Source organism: Geobacillus thermoleovorans, assembly GCF_001610955.1.
Taxonomy (GTDB): Bacteria; Bacillota; Bacilli; order Bacillales; family Anoxybacillaceae; genus Geobacillus; species Geobacillus thermoleovorans.
Genome location: NZ_CP014335.1, coordinates 51,009 through 70,000 on the forward strand (window position 1 = coordinate 51,009; position 18,992 = coordinate 70,000).

Annotated in this window: 18 protein-coding genes, 1 tRNA gene and 1 rRNA gene; all 20 read left to right on the forward strand. The window is 52.9% G+C overall.

Annotation, left to right across the window (positions count from 1 at the left end; translation table 11 throughout):
* Nucleotides 1–19 precede the first annotated feature (19 nt).
* The 20 genes from spoIIE (at nucleotide 20) to GT3570_RS00385 (ending at nucleotide 18,990) form a co-directional block, all read left to right on the forward strand.
* Nucleotides 20–2,500 carry a stage II sporulation protein E gene (gene spoIIE / locus GT3570_RS00290; protein ID WP_062898296.1) on the forward strand — a complete coding sequence of 827 codons (2,481 nt, stop codon included), beginning with the start codon at nucleotides 20–22 and terminating at the stop codon, nucleotides 2,498–2,500.
* A gap of 29 nt (nucleotides 2,501–2,529) precedes the next feature.
* Nucleotides 2,530–3,306, forward strand: coding sequence for a vWA domain-containing protein (locus tag GT3570_RS00295; RefSeq protein WP_020754013.1), 777 nt, complete (start codon nucleotides 2,530–2,532; stop codon nucleotides 3,304–3,306).
* Complete coding sequence (locus GT3570_RS00300; protein WP_011229574.1) at nucleotides 3,269–4,243, forward strand: serine/threonine protein kinase; 975 nt, start codon at nucleotides 3,269–3,271, stop codon at nucleotides 4,241–4,243. Before GT3570_RS00295 ends, GT3570_RS00300 begins: the two co-directional genes overlap by 38 nt.
* Nucleotides 4,244–4,311: 68 nt before the next feature.
* Nucleotides 4,312–5,706, forward strand: a complete 1,395-nt coding sequence (tilS, locus tag GT3570_RS00305) for a tRNA lysidine(34) synthetase TilS (RefSeq protein ID WP_023634494.1) — start codon at nucleotides 4,312–4,314, stop codon at nucleotides 5,704–5,706.
* A 13-nt stretch (nucleotides 5,707–5,719) separates the two neighbouring features.
* A complete protein-coding gene (hpt, locus tag GT3570_RS00310; protein ID WP_012820458.1) occupies nucleotides 5,720–6,265 on the forward strand; it encodes a hypoxanthine phosphoribosyltransferase in 546 nt (181 codons plus the stop codon).
* 94 nt (nucleotides 6,266–6,359) lie between these two features.
* A complete protein-coding gene (gene ftsH / locus GT3570_RS00315) occupies nucleotides 6,360–8,258 on the forward strand; it encodes an ATP-dependent zinc metalloprotease FtsH (RefSeq protein ID WP_011229577.1) in 1,899 nt (632 codons plus the stop codon).
* A 126-nt stretch (nucleotides 8,259–8,384) separates the two neighbouring features.
* Entirely contained in the window at nucleotides 8,385–9,161 is a 777-nt protein-coding gene (locus GT3570_RS00320) for a type III pantothenate kinase (protein WP_011229578.1), read from the forward strand.
* A gap of 14 nt (nucleotides 9,162–9,175) precedes the next feature.
* Complete coding sequence (hslO, locus tag GT3570_RS00325) at nucleotides 9,176–10,060, forward strand: Hsp33 family molecular chaperone HslO (protein WP_025039044.1); 885 nt, start codon at nucleotides 9,176–9,178, stop codon at nucleotides 10,058–10,060.
* An 86-nt stretch (nucleotides 10,061–10,146) separates the two neighbouring features.
* Complete coding sequence (gene cysK, locus GT3570_RS00330) at nucleotides 10,147–11,073, forward strand: cysteine synthase A (protein WP_011229580.1); 927 nt, start codon at nucleotides 10,147–10,149, stop codon at nucleotides 11,071–11,073.
* Between the two features lie 114 nt (nucleotides 11,074–11,187).
* A complete protein-coding gene (pabB, locus tag GT3570_RS00335) occupies nucleotides 11,188–12,609 on the forward strand; it encodes an aminodeoxychorismate synthase component I (protein ID WP_011229581.1) in 1,422 nt (473 codons plus the stop codon).
* A 5-nt stretch (nucleotides 12,610–12,614) separates the two neighbouring features.
* Entirely contained in the window at nucleotides 12,615–13,190 is a 576-nt protein-coding gene (pabA, locus tag GT3570_RS00340; protein ID WP_023634495.1) for an aminodeoxychorismate/anthranilate synthase component II, read from the forward strand.
* A gap of 5 nt (nucleotides 13,191–13,195) precedes the next feature.
* Nucleotides 13,196–14,071, forward strand: a complete 876-nt coding sequence (gene pabC, locus GT3570_RS00345) for an aminodeoxychorismate lyase (protein ID WP_011229583.1) — start codon at nucleotides 13,196–13,198, stop codon at nucleotides 14,069–14,071.
* Nucleotides 14,071–14,922, forward strand: a complete 852-nt coding sequence (folP, locus tag GT3570_RS00350) for a dihydropteroate synthase (RefSeq protein WP_011229584.1) — start codon at nucleotides 14,071–14,073, stop codon at nucleotides 14,920–14,922. Before pabC ends, folP begins: the two co-directional genes overlap by 1 nt.
* On the forward strand, nucleotides 14,885–15,274 hold the full coding sequence (folB, locus tag GT3570_RS00355) for a dihydroneopterin aldolase (RefSeq protein WP_014194586.1): 390 nt from the start codon (nucleotides 14,885–14,887) through the stop codon (nucleotides 15,272–15,274). The genes folP and folB overlap by 38 nt, the downstream gene beginning before the upstream one ends.
* On the forward strand, nucleotides 15,275–15,802 hold the full coding sequence (gene folK / locus GT3570_RS00360) for a 2-amino-4-hydroxy-6-hydroxymethyldihydropteridine diphosphokinase (protein ID WP_011229586.1): 528 nt from the start codon (nucleotides 15,275–15,277) through the stop codon (nucleotides 15,800–15,802).
* A complete protein-coding gene (locus tag GT3570_RS00365) occupies nucleotides 15,754–15,975 on the forward strand; it encodes a helix-turn-helix domain-containing protein (RefSeq protein WP_011229587.1) in 222 nt (73 codons plus the stop codon). Before folK ends, GT3570_RS00365 begins: the two co-directional genes overlap by 49 nt.
* A 16-nt stretch (nucleotides 15,976–15,991) precedes the next feature.
* Nucleotides 15,992–16,993 carry a tRNA dihydrouridine synthase DusB gene (gene dusB, locus GT3570_RS00370; protein WP_011229588.1) on the forward strand — a complete coding sequence of 334 codons (1,002 nt, stop codon included), beginning with the start codon at nucleotides 15,992–15,994 and terminating at the stop codon, nucleotides 16,991–16,993.
* 90 nt (nucleotides 16,994–17,083) lie between these two features.
* Nucleotides 17,084–18,568, forward strand: coding sequence for a lysine--tRNA ligase (gene lysS / locus GT3570_RS00375; RefSeq protein ID WP_021322651.1), 1,485 nt, complete (start codon nucleotides 17,084–17,086; stop codon nucleotides 18,566–18,568).
* 221 nt (nucleotides 18,569–18,789) lie between these two features.
* Nucleotides 18,790–18,906 (forward strand): 5S ribosomal RNA (rrf, locus tag GT3570_RS00380).
* A gap of 8 nt (nucleotides 18,907–18,914) precedes the next feature.
* A tRNA-Val gene (locus GT3570_RS00385) sits at nucleotides 18,915–18,990 on the forward strand.
* The last annotated feature ends 2 nt before the right edge of the window (nucleotides 18,991–18,992 follow it).

Genomic DNA, 18,992 nt, shown 5'->3' on the forward strand with positions numbered 1-18,992 from the left:
GTAAAGGAGAGGATCGGGAATGGAAAGAGTAGAAAGAGGGACGGTGCGCCGCAGCATTTCGGAAGTGCCGATTCATGACACGCAAGCAACGGTGTCGCGCTGGATGCGCCATGTGAAGCTGCGCCTCGGTCATCTGTTCATCCATCAAGGCTTTTTGCTTCTTCTTGTCGGCTTTTTGCTTGGACGAGCATTGATTTTATCGAAGCTGACCCCGTTCGCTTTGCCATTTTTCGTTTCGGTCTATATGCTGTGCCGCGACAAGGCCGCTTTTGCGTTGATCTCGCTGTTGGCCGGTGCTTTGACGCTGTCGCTTGATGTGGCGCTGTTTGTCGGCGTTTCCATTTTTGGCTTTCTCTTTATTTACGGATGGGTGCGGAGGGTGATCAGTGAGTCACTGAAAATCGTTCCATTTGTTGTGTTTGTGCTGTCTCTTTCCGCCAAATGGCTGATCTCCTATTATTGGCTCGGAGAGCGATCGGTCTACGGCGCCGCCATGGCGGTCGTCGAAGCCGGGCTGTCGCTTGTATTGACCTTGATTTTTATGCAAAGCATCCCGTTGTTGACAGTGCAGAAGCATAAACATGCGTTGCGAGCGGAAGAGATCATTTCGTTGATCATTTTGCTCGCCTCGATGTTGACCGGGATGATCGGTTGGGCTGTGTACGGTTTGTCGCTTGAGCATGTGATGTCGCGCTACCTCGTTTTGTTGTTCGCGTTTGTCGCCGGAGCGGCGACCGGCTCCACCGTCGGCGTTGTCACCGGGCTTGTACTGAGCTTGGCAAATGTCGGCAACTTGTCGGAAATGAGTTTGCTTGCTTTCGCCGGGCTGCTTGGCGGGTTGCTGAGGGAAGGGAAAAAACTTGGGGTGGCGTTCGGCCTCCTCGTCGCGACGCTGTTGCTTGGTTTATACGGCGAAGGGAAGAGTGAGCTTGTGCCGACGCTGTTTGAATCCGGCATCGCAATTATGCTGTTTTTTGGTACATCCCGTTCACTGACGGAGAAAATCGCCAAATACATTCCCGGCACGGCAGAATATATAAATGAGCAACAACAATACGTCCGGAAAATCCGCGATATGACGGTGCAACGCGTCTCGCAGTTTTCCAACGTCTTTCAGGCGCTGGCGGAAAGCTTTTCGCCCGAACCGCTTCCGGATGCTAATGAATACAGCGACCGTGAAGTCGACTATTTTTTGAGCGACATCACGGAAAAAACGTGCCAAACGTGCTTTAAGAAGACGCAATGCTGGGCGGACAACTTTCGTACAACCTATGCGTACATGAAGCAAATGATGGGCGAGGCGGACGAAAAAACATTGTCGCAAAACCATCAGTTGCTGCGCGAGTGGGAGCGGTATTGCGTCAAGGCCGGCAAAGTCGTCGACACGATTGAAAAAGAGATGGTTGCTTATCAAGCAAACCGCAAGCTCAAACGGCAAATCCACGAAAGCCGGAAGCTTGTCGCTGAACAGCTGTTGGGCGTTTCGCAAGTGATGGACGATTTCGCCAAAGAAATGCAGAAAGAACAGGAAAACCATTATTTGCAGGAAGAACAAATTTACCATGCGCTGCAAGAGTTTGGCATCGAAGTGGGCCATGTCGACATTTACAGTTTGGAAAAAGGAAATATCGATATTGAAATGAGCATTCCTTACTGCGAAGGGCGGGGTGAGTGCGAAAAACTGATTGCGCCGATGCTGTCAGATATTTTGGGAGAGACGATCGTCGTCAAGCGCGAAGAGTGCGCCGCCTACCCGAACGGCTACTGCCGCGTCGCCTTCGGCTCGACGAAAGCGTTCGTCGTCGAAACGGGCGTCGCGTTTGCCGCCAAAGGAGGGGGGTTCATTTCTGGCGACAGTTATGCAACGATTGAACTTGCTACCGGCAAGTACGCCGTTGCCATCAGCGATGGCATGGGCAATGGGGAGCGGGCGCATGACGAAAGCCGCGAGACGCTGCGCCTGTTGCAAAAGATTTTGCAGACGGGAATGGACGAGTCGATTGCCATCAAATCGATCAATTCGATTTTGGCATTGCGGACGACAGAAGACATGTATGCGACGCTGGATTTGGCCATCATCGACTTGCAAAACGCGGCGACGAAGTTTTTGAAAATCGGATCGACGCCAAGCTTTATTAAGCGCGGTGACAAGGTGATGAAAGTGGAAGCGAGCAACTTGCCGATGGGCATCATTAAAGAAGTGGAATTTGACGTTGTCACCGAGCAGCTGAAATCGGGCGACTTGCTCATTATGATGAGCGATGGTGTGTTTGAAGGGCCGATGAACGTCGAAAACCATGATGTTTGGATGAAGCGGAAAATTCAAGAATTAAAGACGAACGACCCGCAGGAAGTCGCCGATTTGATCATGGAAGAAGTGATCCGCCAATGCGGCGGCGAGATTGAAGACGATATGACCGTCGTTGTCGCCAAAGTTCGGCACAATACGCCGAAATGGGCGACGATTCCGGCATACATGTATATGAAAAAGGCGCAATAGCTAGCGTATAAAAACGTTCCCCTGCGGCGATGATGGTAATACATTCGCCAAGGAGGGGAACGAACGTGCGAAAGGGAACGTTGCGGCAAATTTTGCTCATTACCGATGGCTGCTCCAACCATGGTGAGGACCCAGCCGCCATGGCGGCGCTAGCCCGTGAGCAAGGCATTACGGTGAACGTGATCGGCATCTTGGACCAAGGTGCGATGGATGAAAACGGACGGCGGGAAATTGAAGCGATCGCCGCGGCTGGCGGCGGGATGAGCCAAGTCGTGTACGCGAAACAGCTGTCGCAAACCGTGCAAATGGTGACGCGCCAAGCGATGACTCAGACGTTGCAAGGGCTCGTCAATCGCGAGTTGAAACAAATCTTTGGTTCTGACGTTTCGCTTGAGGACTTGCCGCCGGACAAGCGCGGCCAAGTGATGGAAGTCGTCGATGAACTCGGGGAAACGGTTGCCCTTGATGTGCTCATTTTGATCGATACGAGCGGGAGCATGAAAACAAAACTGCCGACCGTCAAAGAGGCGCTCATCGATTTATCGCTCAGCTTAAATGCGCGCATGGGCGAAAACCGCTTTTCGGTGTTCATCTTCCCGGGAAAACGGGCGCACGCCGAAAAAATGATCGACTGGACGCCAAGGATTGAAGAGTTGTCCACTATCTTTCCGAAATTGGCGTCGGGCGGGCTGACGCCGACCGGACCGGCGCTGCGTGAGGCAATCGCCTATTTTGAGCGTAAACGGTCGTTAAGGAGCTGGATCGGCGATGGCGATGAGCCATACATCGAAGAATCGTCTTTGTAATTTGCCGCCTGGTACGGTCATCACTGGGAAATGGCACGGCCGTTCCTACCGGCTGCTGCGGCGGCTTGGCAGCGGGGCGAACGGCGTCGTCTATTTGGCGGAGAACGGCCGGACTCGCGTCGCCGTCAAGTTGAGCGATGACTATGCGTCATTGGCATCGGAAATGAATATATTGCGCCGTTTTGCTAAGGTCCAGGGAGCCGCCCTCGGGCCTTCTTTGCTGGAAGCCGATGACTGGCAAAGCCCGTTTGCGCGGGAGACGATCCCGTTTTATGTGATGGAGTATATTGAAGGGGAGAATTTTGCTGCTTTCATCCGCCGCCGTGGAAAAGAATGGGCGCCCGTGCTCGTGATGCAGCTGTTGTCGGTGCTTGATCGGCTTCATCAAGAAGGATGGGTATTTGGGGATTTAAAGCCGGATAATTTGATCGTTACCGGGTCGCCGCCGTCGGTTCGGTTGCTTGATGTGGGCGGGACGACGCTGCAAGGAAGGGCGGTAAAAGAGTTTACTGAGCTGTATGACCGCGGCTATTGGGGGCTTGGATCGCGCAAAGCGGAGCCATCTTACGACTTGTTTGCGGCGGCGATGGTGATGATTTCTTCTTGCTGCCCGGGGCCGATTGAGAAAAAGGGTGACGGTCGGGCGCAGCTGTTGTCCATCATCGAAACGGACCGCTTTTTAACCCGATACAAGGAGGTGCTGCAAAAGGCGCTTGACGGCCGATATCGAAAGGCGGCCGATATGCGTCGCGACTTATTGGCCGCCTCTTCCCGCCATACATCGGCGGAAAACGAAAGAAAGGCAGTGCCAAGCCGTCGGTCGGGGCGGCAGGTGAAACGGCGCCGCCAAGCGAGAGGGATTGTCGAAACGGTGGTCATCGCCGCCGCATTGCTGGGCGCCTATGCCTTTTATATATATTGGCAGCTGGCGATGTAATTTTTTTTGAGAAAACAGGGCGGACGTGTTACGATGAAGCTGAAAGAAACGCAAAGAGGTTGGCTCGGATGATCGACAAAGTGCGCGCCTTTATCCACAGGCATCAACTGCTTTCAGAAGGAGCGGCCGTCATCGTTGGCGTCTCCGGAGGCCCGGATTCGCTTGCGTTGCTGCACGTTTTTTTGTCGCTGCGCGACGAATGGAAGCTTCAGGTCATAGCGGCCCATGTTGACCATATGTTTCGTGGGCGGGAGTCAGAAGAAGAGATGGAGTTTGTGAAACGTTTTTGCGTGGAGCGCCGTATTTTATGTGAGACTGCGCAAATCGACGTCCCGGCCTTTCAGCGCAGCGCAGGTCTCGGCGCCCAAGAGGCGGCGCGGATCTGCCGCTACCGCTTTTTTGCCGAACTGATGGAAAAGCATCAAGCGGGGTACGTCGCCGTAGGCCATCATGGCGACGATCAAGTCGAGACGATTTTAATGCGGCTTGTGCGCGGCAGCACAAGCAAAGGATACGCTGGTATCCCCGTCAAACGGCCGTTTCACGGCGGCTATCTCATCCGTCCGTTTTTGGCTGTCAGCCGGGCGGAGATTGAAGCGTATTGCCGGCAGATGGGGCTGTCTCCACGCCGCGATCCGAGCAATGAAAAAGACGATTATACGCGCAACCGGTTCCGCCATCATATTGTCCCGTTGCTGCGGCAGGAAAATCCGCGCCTGCACGAGCGGTTTCAGCAATACAGCGAAATGATGGCGGAAGATGAGCAATTTTTGGAGGAATTAGCCGCGGACGCGCTGAATAAAGTAATGGAAAAACAACATCGCGATGCGGCGCTTTCCATCGGACCATTTTTGGAGCTGCCGCGACCGCTGCAGCGCCGGGTGCTGCAGCTGTTGCTTCTCCGTCTTTATGGCGGCGTTCCGCCGACATTGACTTCCGTACATATCGGCCATATACTGATGCTTTGTGAGCGCGGCCGCCCTTCCGGAATGATCGATTTGCCAAAAGGGCTCAAAGTGATTCGCTCGTACGACCGCTGTTTGTTTACTTTTGACGCAGAAAGCGGCGAGAAAGGCTATTGGTTTGAACTGCCGGTTCCGGCGCTATTGCCCCTCCCAAACGGCTATGCAATCATCAGTGAATTTGGGGAACACTATCCAAGAAAGCAGGCCGGGAATGATTGGTTTGTCGTGGATCCTGCTTCCGTCTCCTTGCCGCTTCGCGTGCGGACGCGTCGGCGCGGCGACCGGATGGTGCTCAAGGGGACGGGAGGCACGAAAAAATTGAAAGAAATTTTCATTGAAGCAAAAATTCCGCGTATGGAAAGGGATCGCTGGCCGATTGTCGAAGATGCCGACGGTCGCATCCTTTGGATGCCTGGCTTGAAAAAATCGGCTTTCGAAGCGCAAAACCGTGGGCAAGCTCGCTATATTTTGCTGCAATATCAGGCGATGAACAGCTAGGAGGAAAAATAAGATGGGGATGAAAGACGATATTCAAAAAGTGTTGATCACTGAAGAGGAAATTCAGGCAAAAGTCAAAGAACTCGGCGGTTTGTTAACGAAAGAATATGAAGGCCGTTTTCCGCTCGCTGTCGGCGTTCTCAAAGGGGCGATGCCGTTTATGGCCGATTTGCTCAAACATATTGATACATATTTAGAAATGGATTTTATGGACGTATCAAGCTATGGCAATGCGACCGTTTCATCCGGCGAAGTGAAAATCGTCAAAGACTTGAACACCTCCGTCGAAGGACGGGATATTTTGATCATTGAGGATATTATTGACAGTGGGCTGACGCTCAGCTATTTGGTCGACTTGTTTCGCTACCGGAAGGCGAATTCGATCAAAATCGTCACGCTTCTTGACAAGCCGTCTGGACGGAAGGCGGACATTCAAGCCGATTACACCGGATTTACCGTCCCGGATGAATTCGTCGTCGGCTATGGGCTCGATTACGCGGAAAAATACCGCAACCTCCCGTTTATCGGCGTCTTAAAGCCGGAAGTGTACCAAAAGTAGAACGGTTGCTGGGCGACGGCCGAATTGTTTGTATTGAAACAAATTTCTATGATAGTATTGAGTATAGTGTGTTTCATATGGGAGGAGGCAAGAAATGAACCGGATTTTCCGCAATACCATCTTTTATTTGCTGATTTTCCTCGTCGTGATCGGCGTCGTCAGCTTTTTTAACGGCACGAACCAGCGAACGGAGCCGATGACGTACGATGCGTTCATCACTCATCTGGAAAACGGGGATGTCAAGTCGTTTTCCATTAAGCCGGAGCGCGGCGTATATGAAATCAAAGGCCAGTTGAAAACATATAGCGAAGGGCAGTACTTTTCCACCTACGTCATGAACAGTGACAAAGTGCTTGACCGCATCGATGCGGCGGCGGCGCGGACGCGGGTGGAAGTCGTGCCAGCGGACGAAACGAGCGGATGGGTGACGTTTTTCACTTCCATCATCCCATTTGTTATTATTTTTATTTTGTTCTTCTTCCTTTTGAACCAGGCACAGGGCGGCGGCAGCCGGGTGATGAATTTCGGCAAAAGCCGGGCGCGGCTGTATACGGATGACAAGCGGAAAGTCCGCTTCCGCGATGTGGCTGGGGCAGATGAGGAAAAGGAAGAGTTGGTGGAAATCGTCGAGTTTTTAAAAGATCCGCGCAAGTTTGCGGAACTTGGCGCCCGCATTCCGAAAGGGGTATTGCTCGTTGGGCCGCCTGGAACCGGGAAAACGCTGTTGGCGCGCGCGGTTGCCGGAGAAGCGGGCGTGCCGTTTTTCTCGATCAGCGGGTCGGATTTCGTGGAAATGTTCGTCGGGGTCGGGGCATCGCGGGTGCGCGACTTGTTTGAGACGGCGAAAAAAAATGCCCCGTGCATCATCTTCATTGATGAGATCGACGCCGTCGGCCGCCAGCGCGGCGCCGGCCTTGGCGGCGGCCATGACGAGCGTGAGCAGACGCTCAACCAACTGCTTGTCGAAATGGACGGCTTTAACGGCAACGAAGGGATCATTATTATCGCGGCCACCAACCGGCCGGACATTTTAGACCCGGCGCTGTTGCGCCCGGGTCGCTTCGACCGGCAGATTACCGTCGACCGCCCGGACGTCAAAGGGCGCGAAGCGGTGCTGCGCGTGCATGCCCGCAACAAGCCGCTCGATGAATCCGTTGACCTGAAGACGATCGCGATGCGGACGCCTGGATTTTCCGGCGCCGACTTGGAAAACTTGCTGAATGAGGCGGCGCTCGTTGCAGCGCGCCGCAACAAAAAGAAAATTGATATGAGCGACATCGACGAGGCGACGGACCGGGTGATTGCCGGACCGGCGAAAAAAAGCCGCGTCATTTCGGAAAAAGAACGGCGCATCGTCGCGTTTCACGAAGCTGGGCATACGGTCATCGGCATGGTGCTCGCCGATGCGGAAATGGTGCATAAAGTGACGATTGTGCCGCGCGGCCAAGCCGGAGGCTATGCGGTCATGCTGCCGAAAGAAGACCGCTACTTTATGACGAAAGCCGAACTGATGGATAAAATCACCGGACTGCTCGGCGGGCGCGTTGCCGAGGAAATCGTGTTCAATGAAGTGAGTACAGGGGCCCACAACGATTTTCAACGGGCGACAAACATCGCGCGCCGGATGGTGACGGAGTTTGGTATGAGCGAAAAGCTTGGTCCGCTTCAATTCGGCCAACCGAGCGGGCAAGTGTTTTTAGGACGTGACTTACACAACGAGCAAAACTACAGCGACAAAATCGCCTATGAAATTGACTTAGAGATTCAGCGCATCATTAAAGAGTGCTATGAAAAAGCGAAACAAATTTTGACCCAACATCGGGACAAATTGGATTTGATCGCCAACACGCTGTTGGAAGTCGAGACGCTCGATGCGGAGCAAATTAAACATTTGTTCGAACATGGCACGCTGCCCAAAGACCGGAACGGGCGCGAGGAGTCCGGCAAAAGCGACGGCGATGTGAAAATCAACATCCAAAAGAAAGAGGAGTAATCGATGTCTCTGTTCGGAGGCATCTTTTTTTTGCCGGCGGCCCAGGGAAAGAAGGACAGTTTTTTTCCCGTAAGTATGATATGATAAAGAATGGGAATTTATCGAGGAAAAGCGAGGAATGAAGCGATGATTTTTGTATTGGACGTCGGCAATACAAACACGGTGTTAGGGGTGTATGACGGGGACGAACTGAAACATCATTGGCGCATTGAAACAAGCCGCTCGAAAACGGAAGACGAATACGGCATGATGATCAAAGCGCTCTTGAACCATGTCGGCTTGCAGTTTTCCGACATTCGAGGCATCATCATTTCCTCGGTCGTGCCGCCGATTATGTTTGCTCTTGAACGCATGTGTCTAAAATATTTCCATATCAAACCGCTCATCGTCGGTCCGGGCATTAAAACCGGGCTCGACATCAAATATGACAATCCGCGTGAGGTGGGCGCCGACCGGATTGTCAACGCGGTCGCCGGCATCCATTTGTACGGCAGTCCGCTGATTATCGTCGATTTTGGCACGGCGACGACGTATTGTTATATTAATGAACATAAACAATATATGGGAGGGGCCATTGCCCCGGGAATTATGATCTCGACAGAGGCTCTGTTCGCGCGGGCGGCGAAATTGCCGCGCATTGAAATCGCCCGCCCGGATGATATCATCGGCAAAAATACGGTCAGCGCCATGCAAGCCGGCATTTTATACGGTTATGTCGGACAAGTGGAAGGCATCGTGTCGCGAATGAAGGCGAAAAGCAAAATCCCGCCGAAGGTGATTGCTACTGGCGGTTTGGCTCCGCTCATTGCCAGCGAATCGGACATCATCGATGTCGTTGATCCGTTTTTGACGCTGACTGGCTTAAAATTGTTGTACGAGAAAAACACCGAGAAAAAAGGATGAAAGGCTTGATGAAGATGGGAGACTACTTAGTCAAAGCACTCGCTTACAATGGACAAGTGAGAGCGTATGCCGCAAGAACGACGGAAACTGTCGCCGAGGCGCAACGCCGCCACCAAACATGGCCGACCGCCTCAGCGGCTCTCGGCCGGGCGTTGACCGCCGGTGTTATGATGGGAGCGATGCTGAAAGGCGAGGAAACGTTGACGATTAAAATTGACGGCGGCGGCCCGATCGGCGTCATTTTAGTTGACAGCAACGCCAGAGGGGAAGTGCGTGGCTATGTAACGAATCCACATGTACATTTTGAGCTGAACGAGCATGGGAAACTTGATGTGGCACGGGCGGTCGGCAAAAATGGGATGTTGACGGTTGTGAAGGATCTTGGGCTGCGCGACTTTTTCACCGGACAAGTGCCGCTTATCTCCGGGGAGCTTGGCGATGATTTTACGTATTATTTTGCTTCGTCCGAACAAATTCCGTCATCGGTTGGCGTCGGGGTGCTCGTCAATCCCGACCATACCATCCGAGCCGCCGGAGGATTTATTATCCAGTTGATGCCCGGGACGGAGGAGAACACGATCACTCGCATTGAAGAGCGGCTGAAACAAATTCCGCCCGTGTCGCGCATGATCGAAAGAGGGCTCAGCCCGGAACAGCTGCTCGAACAACTGTTGGGAGATGGAGGCGTCCGTGTGCTCGAGACGATGCCGGTGTCATTCGTCTGCCGCTGTTCGCGCGAGCGGATCGCTGATGCCCTTATCAGCCTAGGGCCCGAGGAAATCCAAGACATCATCGACAAAGAAGGGCAGGCGGAAGCTTCGTGCCATTTTTGCAATGAAACGTACCATTTCGACAAAGCGGAGCTGGAACAGTTGAAACAACTCGCAAAAAAAGAATGAAAACAGTAAAATGATTGACAATTACGCCAATAGTTGATACATTGGAGACAAAGTCGATAAAATTAATGGGGATTAGAGGTGGAACAATGGCACGCACAGTCAACTCGATAACCGAATTGATCGGCGATACGCCGGCCGTGAAACTGAACCGCATCGTTGATGAAGACAGCGCGGATGTGTATTTGAAACTGGAATTTATGAACCCGGGCAGCAGCGTCAAAGACCGGATTGCGTTGGCGATGATTGAAGCGGCGGAAAAAGCGGGCAAGCTGAAGCCGGGCGACACGATCGTTGAGCCGACAAGCGGCAACACTGGGATCGGATTGGCGATGGTCGCGGCGGCGAAAGGATATAAGGCGGTATTAGTCATGCCGGATACGATGAGCTTGGAGCGCCGCAACCTGCTGCGGGCGTATGGAGCCGAGCTTGTGCTCACACCGGGTGCACAAGGGATGCGCGGAGCAATCGCAAAGGCGGAAGAGCTCGTCCGCGAGCACGGCTACTTTATGCCACAGCAATTTAAAAACGAGGCGAACCCGGAAATCCATCGCTTGACGACCGGGAAAGAGATCGTGGAGCAAATGGGCGACCAGCTTGATGCGTTTGTTGCCGGCGTTGGCACGGGCGGAACGATCACCGGAGCAGGCAAAGTGTTGCGCGAAGCTTACCCAAACATTAAAATTTACGCCGTTGAACCGGCCGATTCCCCAGTCTTGTCGGGAGGAAAACCGGGCCCGCACAAAATCCAAGGGATCGGTGCTGGCTTTGTTCCAGATATTTTGGATACGAGCATTTACGATGGGGTTATTACGGTAACGACGGAAGAAGCGTTTGCGGCGGCCCGCCGCGCGGCTCGCGAGGAAGGCATTCTCGGCGGCATTTCGTCCGGTGCTGCGATTCATGCGGCATTGAAAGTGGCGAAAGAGCTCGGCAAAGGGAAAAAAGTGCTCGCCATCATCCCGAGCAACGGCGAACGTTATTTGAGCACGCCTCTTTACCAATTTGAAGACTAAGCAGACTTTTTCGGCAGGGGCAACCCTGTCGAATTTTTTTACGAGGATGGTGACCCAGACGGACAATCATTGTACAATAAAAGTAACTATGGACATCGTAAGGAGCTGACGAGGATGGAACAGCGGCGCAGGCGACTGAAACGAACTATCGATTATCGCGGACGGGATTGGTTCCGCCAGTACGAACAGCTGGCCTATAGCCGGCCTCATCATGTGTTGCTTGAGAGCGGTCAAGGGGGAAGGTACAGCATTATCGGCCTTGACCCGATCGGAGTGATCCGCGCTGACGAGCGGCGGCTCATCATCAAGCAGCGCGGGGTTGAAACGGTGCTGGATGGCTCGCCGCTCGAAGGGCTCCGGCAATGGCTTCGGTGTTTCGCCGTGCCGGATGAGGGGGAGTCGTTGCCTTGCCAAGGCGGGCTGATCGGTTTCATTAGCTATGATGCGGTTCGCTATATGGAACGGCTCCCGGTGCTCGCGCAAGATGATTTGCGGCTGCCGCTCATGTATTTTTTCCTCTTTGACGACGTAGCGATTTATGATCACCAAACTGAACAGCTTCATTTGCTTGCCTACGCGAATGAAGGGGAGGAAAGCGAAGCAAACCGGCGGCTTGCGCGGCATGCACGGATGTGGCTCGAGGATCGGAATGAAGCGCTGGTCTGGCCGCTTGCTGCCTCGACAGCTGCGCCGTCTGTTTCAATGACAAAAGAGAGGTTTATGGATGCGGTTCGCCGCGTGCAACGCTATATTGCGGCGGGCGATGTGTTTCAAGTCAACTTATCGGTGCGTCAGTCGCAGCCGCTGGTGACGCATCCATTTGCCGTCTACAAGCAGTTGCGGATGCTGAATCCGTCCCCTTACATGGCGTATTTGCATACCCCGGAATTTCAAGTCGTCAGCGGCTCGCCGGAGTTGCTCGTCCGCAAGCGGGGATGGCGTCTTGAGACGCGGCCGATTGCCGGCACACGTTCGCGCGGTCGGACGGCGGCAGAGGATGAACAAATTGCTCGCAAGTTGCTTGCGAGTGAAAAGGAGCGGGCCGAGCACGCCATGCTCGTTGATCTTGAACGGAATGACCTTGGGCGCGTCTGTGCATACGGGACGGTTCGAGTTGACGAATGGATGACCGTCGAAAAGTATTCTCATGTGATGCATATCGTTTCTCACGTATCCGGCACCATGACGATGGAGCACGATGCGTTTTCCGTCATTCGCGCCATGTTTCCCGGCGGGACGATCACCGGCGCCCCGAAAGTGCGAACAATGGAAATTATTGAAGAGTTGGAACCGGTCCGCCGCGGCTTGTACACGGGCTCGATCGGTTGGATCGATTTTCAAGGAAACATGGAGCTAAACATCGCCATTCGAACGATGGTCGTCAAAGACGGATTGGCGCATGTACAGGCAGGAGCGGGCATCGTCATCGATTCCAACCCAGAGCATGAGTACAAGGAATGTGTAAAGAAAGCGGCTGCCCTTTGGAAAGCGAAAGAGCTGAGCGAAGCAGAGGCATTATTTCCGAGCATGAGGTGAGAATGATGATCGTCATGATTGATAACTACGATTCATTTACGTACAATTTGGTGCAATATTTGGGCGTGTTGGGAGAAGAGCTGATTGTCAAACGGAATGATGAAATTACGGTGGCTGAAATCGAACGACTCCGCCCTGATTTTATTATGATTTCCCCCGGTCCATGCACACCGAATGAGGCAGGGGTCAGCCTGGAAGTCATCGATCGCTTTGCCGGCCAAATTCCGATTTTCGGCGTCTGCCTCGGGCATCAAGCCATCGCCCAGGCGTTCGGCGGCCGCGTTGTCCGCGCTCCAAGGCTGATGCACGGGAAAACATCGTCCGTCTACCATGATGGGGAGACGATTTTCTGCGGCGTGCCGAACCCGTTTACGGCAACGCGCTACCATTCCCTTATCGTCGAGAAAGAGACGCTTCCGGACTGTTTCGTCGTGTCGGCTTGGACGAAAGAGGATGAAGTGATGGCGATTCGCCATAAAACGCTGCCGGTGGAAGGCGTGCAGTTTCACCCGGAATCGATTATGACAAGCCATGGGATGCAACTGTTGAAAAACTTTATCAACACGTATAAAAAGGCGTGACAGTCATGTACGTGTATATCAACGGCGCGGTCGTTCCGCGCGAAGAAGCGCAGTTATCAGCGTTTGATCACGGCTTTTTATATGGGCTTGGCTTATTTGAAACATTCCGCACGTATAGCGGCCACCCTTTTTTGCTTGACGATCATTTGGCCCGATTGAACAAAGGGCTGTCTGAGCTTCACATCGAAAGGCAGTTCGGCCGCGCCGAAGCGGTGGCGATCATCGAGCAGTTGCTCGAGGCCAATGGCTTGCGCGACGCTTATGTGCGCTTCAATGTATCGGCCGGGGTCGGCGATCTCGGCTTGCCGATCGAACGTTACCGAAACCCGACCGTCATCGTCTATATGAAGCCGCTTCCGCCGCCCGTCCCTCCGGAAGGAAAAGAAGGGGTGGTGCTCGCGGCAAGGCGAAACAGCCCGGAAGGCAATGAGCGACTAAAGTCGCACCATTATTTAAACAATATGATTGGGAAATGGGAGCTCGGACATCGACCTCATGCGGAAGGAATTTTTTTGAATTCAGATGGTGCGGTAGCGGAGGGGATCGTTTCCAATATTTTTTGGGTGAAAGACGGCATCGTCTACACGCCAGCGCCGGCTGTCGGCATATTAAACGGCATCACAAGACAATTCATCATTGCTTTGCTCAAGCAGTTGCGCATCCCAGTTGAAGAAGGGGTATATCCGCTGTCCCATTTGTTGCAGGCTGATGAAGCATTTATCACCAACTCTGTGCAGGAAATTGTACCCCTTTGCCGCATTGGCCATTGCGTTTACCAAGGAAAAAATGGTCCGGTGGTCCGGGCCTTGCAGCACCATTACCGACGCTTGACCCATCGGTTATGGACGAGGAACGAATTGGCGGAAAGGATGAACGACTGATGACAACATCGATGCGCCCTCTTCGGCTTCAATGCCGCGGGCATGAGCTTGACTTAAACAAAAAAACGTTGATCATGGGCATTGTCAACGTCACGCCCGATTCGTTTTCCGACGGCGGCCGGTTTTACGACGTGGAAAACGCGGTCAAGCACGCGAAGCGGCTCGTGGCGGAAGGAGCAGACATCATTGACATCGGCGGTGAATCAACTCGTCCGGGGGCGGATCCAGTGCCGCTTGATGAAGAATTGCGCCGCGTCATTCCGGCGGTAAAAGCGATTGCTAAGGCGGTGAGTGTACCGATCTCAATTGACACGTACAAAGCGGAAGTGGCGCGGCAAGCCATGGAAGCCGGGGCGCACATCATCAACGACGTTTGGGGAGCCAAGGCGGACCCTGATATGGCCCGCGTCGCCGCCACGTACGGCGCGCCGATCATTTTAATGCACAACCGCCGCGATATGGCCTATCGCGATTTGATTTCCGACATGATCGCCGATTTGAAAGAAAGCATTCGCATTGTCAAAGAGGCGGGTGTGAAAGATGAGAACATTATTTTAGATCCGGGGATCGGCTTCGCCAAGACGGTCGAGCATAACTTGGAGGTGATGCGGCGCCTTGATGAATTTGCCGCTCTCGGCTATCCGCTTTTGCTTGGCACGTCGCGCAAACGATTTATCGGCCATGTGCTCGGCGTGCCTGTCGAGGAGCGGGTCGAAGGAACAGGAGCGACCGTTTGTCTCGGCATCATGAAAGGGGTGCACATCGTCCGAGTCCATGATGTATTGCCGATTGCCCGCATGGCCAAAATGATGGATGCTATGCTTGGGAAGGGAGAGAGCGGTCATCGATAAAATTTATGTGCAAGGCATGGAGTTTTACGGCTACCACGGGGTGTTTCGCGAAGAAAACATCCTCGGCCAGCGATTTTTGGTCGATGTGACGTTGGAGCTCGACTTGCAGCCTGCCGGGCGGAGCGATTGTCTTGAGTATACCGTCAACTACGCCGATGTGTACGAGCGCTGCCGGGCGATCGTTGAGGAGCGGACGTTCGCCTTGATCGAGGCGGTCGCTGAAGCGATCGCCGCCGACTTGCTCGCTGCCTTTCCTGTTGTCGAGCGCTGCATTGTCAAAGTGACGAAGCCGAATCCGCCGATTCGCGGCCATTATCAACATGTCGCAGTCGAAATTGATAGGGGTCGTTAAATGGAAAACATCGCATATCTCGCTTTAGGCTCCAACCTCGGAGATCGTGTTTCCTATTTGCGTTCTGCCATTGAAGCGCTCCATCATCATCAGGAAATTTTTATCACATCGAGCTCATCGATTTATGAAACCGATCCGGTCGGCTATGTCAACCAAGGCAAGTTTTTAAACATGGTGATCGAGGTGGCGACCACGTTGTCGCCGTTTGCCTTGCTTGACGTGACCCAGCAAATCGAACGACAACTTGGAAGAAAAAGGGAAATTCGCTGGGGACCACGGACGTTAGACCTTGACATTTTGCTGTATAATCATGAAAATATTGAAACAGAGCAGCTGACGATCCCGCATCCGCGCATGGCGGAGCGGGCGTTCGTGCTCATCCCGTTGTTTGAAGTCAACTCCCACGTGGCAATACCGAACCTTTCCGAGCCGTTAATCGACATCATTGGCCGACTACCTGACAAAAAAGGAGTTCATGTATGGAAGCGGAAAGATGGGGAAGACGTATTCGCGCTTTTCGAAAGTTGAAAGGATATACGCAAGAAAGACTGGCGAAAGAACTAGGCATTTCCGTATCGATCCTTGGTGAAATTGAACGGGGGAACCGGATGCCGTCCGATTCGCTCGTTGGACAAATCGCCGAACGGCTGAATATATCGGTGGAAGAACTGGCGCCGCCGAAACTCGAATCGAACAAGTAGAAAGGAGGCATCTGCGATGTTTCGCATTGGCGATGTCGAAATTAAAAACCGCGTCGTGCTCGCTCCGATGGCAGGCGTATGCAACTCCGCGTTCCGCCTGACCGTCAAAGAATTCGGCGCCGGGCTTGTATGCGCCGAGATGGTAAGCGACAAAGGAATCGTATACAACAACGAAAAGACGTTAAACATGTTATATATTGATGAACGGGAAAAGCCGATCAGCTTGCAAATTTTCGGCGGCGAGAAAGAAACGCTCGTCAAAGCGGCGAAATTTGTCGATAAAAATACGAATGCAGATATCATCGACATCAACATGGGTTGCCCAGTGCCGAAAATTACGAATTGCGACGCTGGAGCGAAATGGCTGCTTGACCCGAATAAAATTTATGATGTCGTTGCCGCGATCGTCGATGCCGTTGAAAAACCGGTCACGGTGAAAATGCGGATCGGTTGGGATGAAAAGCACATTTACGCCGTCGAAAACGCTCAAGCCGTTGAGCGCGCCGGCGGGAAGGCCGTCGCCGTCCACGGACGGACAAGGGTGCAAATGTATGAAGGAAAAGCGGACTGGAACATCATCAAGCAAGTGAAAGAAGCCGTCAACATCCCGGTTATCGGCAACGGAGATGTCAAAACGCCTCAAGATGCAAAGCGGATGCTTGAAGAAACAGGGGTCGACGGCGTCATGATCGGACGGGCGGCGCTTGGAAACCCTTGGATGATCTATCGCACTGTCCGTTATTTAGAAACTGGAGAGCTCATCCCGGAACCGACGCCGAGGGAAAAAATCGATGTCTGCCTGCTGCATTTAGACCGATTAATTGCCTTAAAAGGCGAATATATCGCCGTCAAAGAAATGCGTAAACACGCTGCTTGGTATTTAAAAGGCATTCGCGGCGCAGCGAAAATCCGCAACGCCATCAATGAATGTGAAACGCGGGACGAACTGGCCGCACTGTTGCTTCGCGTGGCGGAGGAAGCGGAAGTCCAAGCAGCGGCGAACGCCGAAGCCGTTTAAACAACGGAGATGACGTTCATGCAGCGGAGGACTGCCAGCGAGCGCTGGCAGTATTTTTCGTAAAAAATCGCTAAATGGAGTGAATGAGGTATGAGTCATGAAGAATTGAACGACCAACTGCGCGTCCGCAGGGAAAAGCTGAAAAAAATTGAGGAATTGGGTGTCGACCCGTTTGGCAAACGGTTCGAGCGCACTCATAAAGCGCAAGAACTGTTCGAACTGTACGGCGATTTGTCGAAAGAGGAACTTGAAGAAAAGCAAATTGAAGTCGCCGTCGCCGGCCGCATCATGACAAAGCGCGGCAAAGGAAAAGCCGGGTTCGCCCATATCCAGGATGTCACCGGGCAGATTCAAATTTACGTCCGTCAAGACGATGTTGGCGAACAGCAGTACGAACTGTTTAAAATCTCTGACCTTGGCGATATCGTCGGCGTGCGCGGCACAATGTTTAAAACAAAAGTTGGTGAACTTTCCATCAAGGTGTCGTCGTACGAATTTTTGACGAAAGCGCTGCGTCCGCTGCCGGAAAAATACCATGGTTTGAAAGACATAGAGCAACGCTATCGCCAGCGTTATCTCGATTTAATTATGAATCCGGAGAGCAAAAAGACGTTCATCACCCGCAGTTTGATCATTCAATCGATGCGGCGGTATCTTGACAGCCACGGCTATTTGGAAGTTGAAACGCCGATGATGCACGCTGTGGCTGGAGGCGCTGCGGCGCGCCCGTTCATTACGCATCATAACGCATTGGATATGACGCTTTATATGCGAATCGCTATCGAGCTCCATTTAAAACGGCTTATCGTCGGCGGTTTGGAAAAAGTGTACGAGATCGGCCGCGTTTTCCGGAACGAGGGCATTTCCACCCGCCATAACCCGGAGTTTACGATGCTCGAATTGTACGAGGCGTACGCCGATTTCCGCGACATTATGGAACTAACGGAAAACTTGATCGCCCACATTGCCACTGAAGTGCTTGGAACGACGAAAATTCAATACGGCGAGCATGTCGTCGACTTAACGCCCGAGTGGCGGCGCCTCCATATGGTCGATGCGATCAAGGAATATGTCGGCGTCGACTTCTGGCGGCAGATGAGCGACGAAGAGGCGCGGGAGCTGGCGAAAGAACACGGAGTGGAAGTTGCTCCACATATGACGTTTGGCCATATTGTCAACGAATTTTTTGAACAAAAAGTCGAGTCTCACCTCATTCAGCCGACGTTCATTTATGGCCATCCGGTTGAAATTTCACCGTTGGCCAAGAAAAATCCGGACGACCCGCGTTTTACCGACCGATTTGAGCTGTTTATCGTCGGGCGCGAACATGCCAACGCCTTTACCGAATTGAATGATCCGATCGATCAGCGCCAACGCTTTGAGGCGCAGCTGAAAGAGCGTGAACAAGGAAACGATGAAGCACATGAAATGGACGAAGACTTCCTTGAAGCGCTCGAGTACGGCATGCCGCCAACAGGCGGGCTTGGCATCGGGGTCGACCGTCTGGTCATGCTGCTGACGAACTCGCCGTCGATCCGCGACGTGTTGCTTTTCCCGCAAATGCGTCATAAATAAATTTGATCGCTCCCTGCAAAGACAAGCAGCAGGGGGCTTTTCATTTATGTAAAAATAGTTGTCGTTGTTTTGTTGAAAAACAAACACAGGAAGTCGAGTTGACAAACCACTCCCAACGTGTTATATTATGATAGCACGTTGAAATGACAGCACTAATCAAAAACAAGGATCTAGTTGACAAATAAATAAATTTAATTATAATATAACTTGTCTGTTGATTGTCTAGTGATGATAGCGGAGGGGAAACACCCGTTCCCATCCCGAACACGGAAGTTAAGCCCTCCAGCGCCGATGGTAGTTGGGGCCAGCGCCCCTGCAAGAGTAGGTCGTCGCTAGGCAATCCTGTGGAGGATTAGCTCAGCTGGGAGAGCACTTGCCTTACAAGCAAGGGGTCGGCGGTTCGATCCCGTCATCCTCCACCATC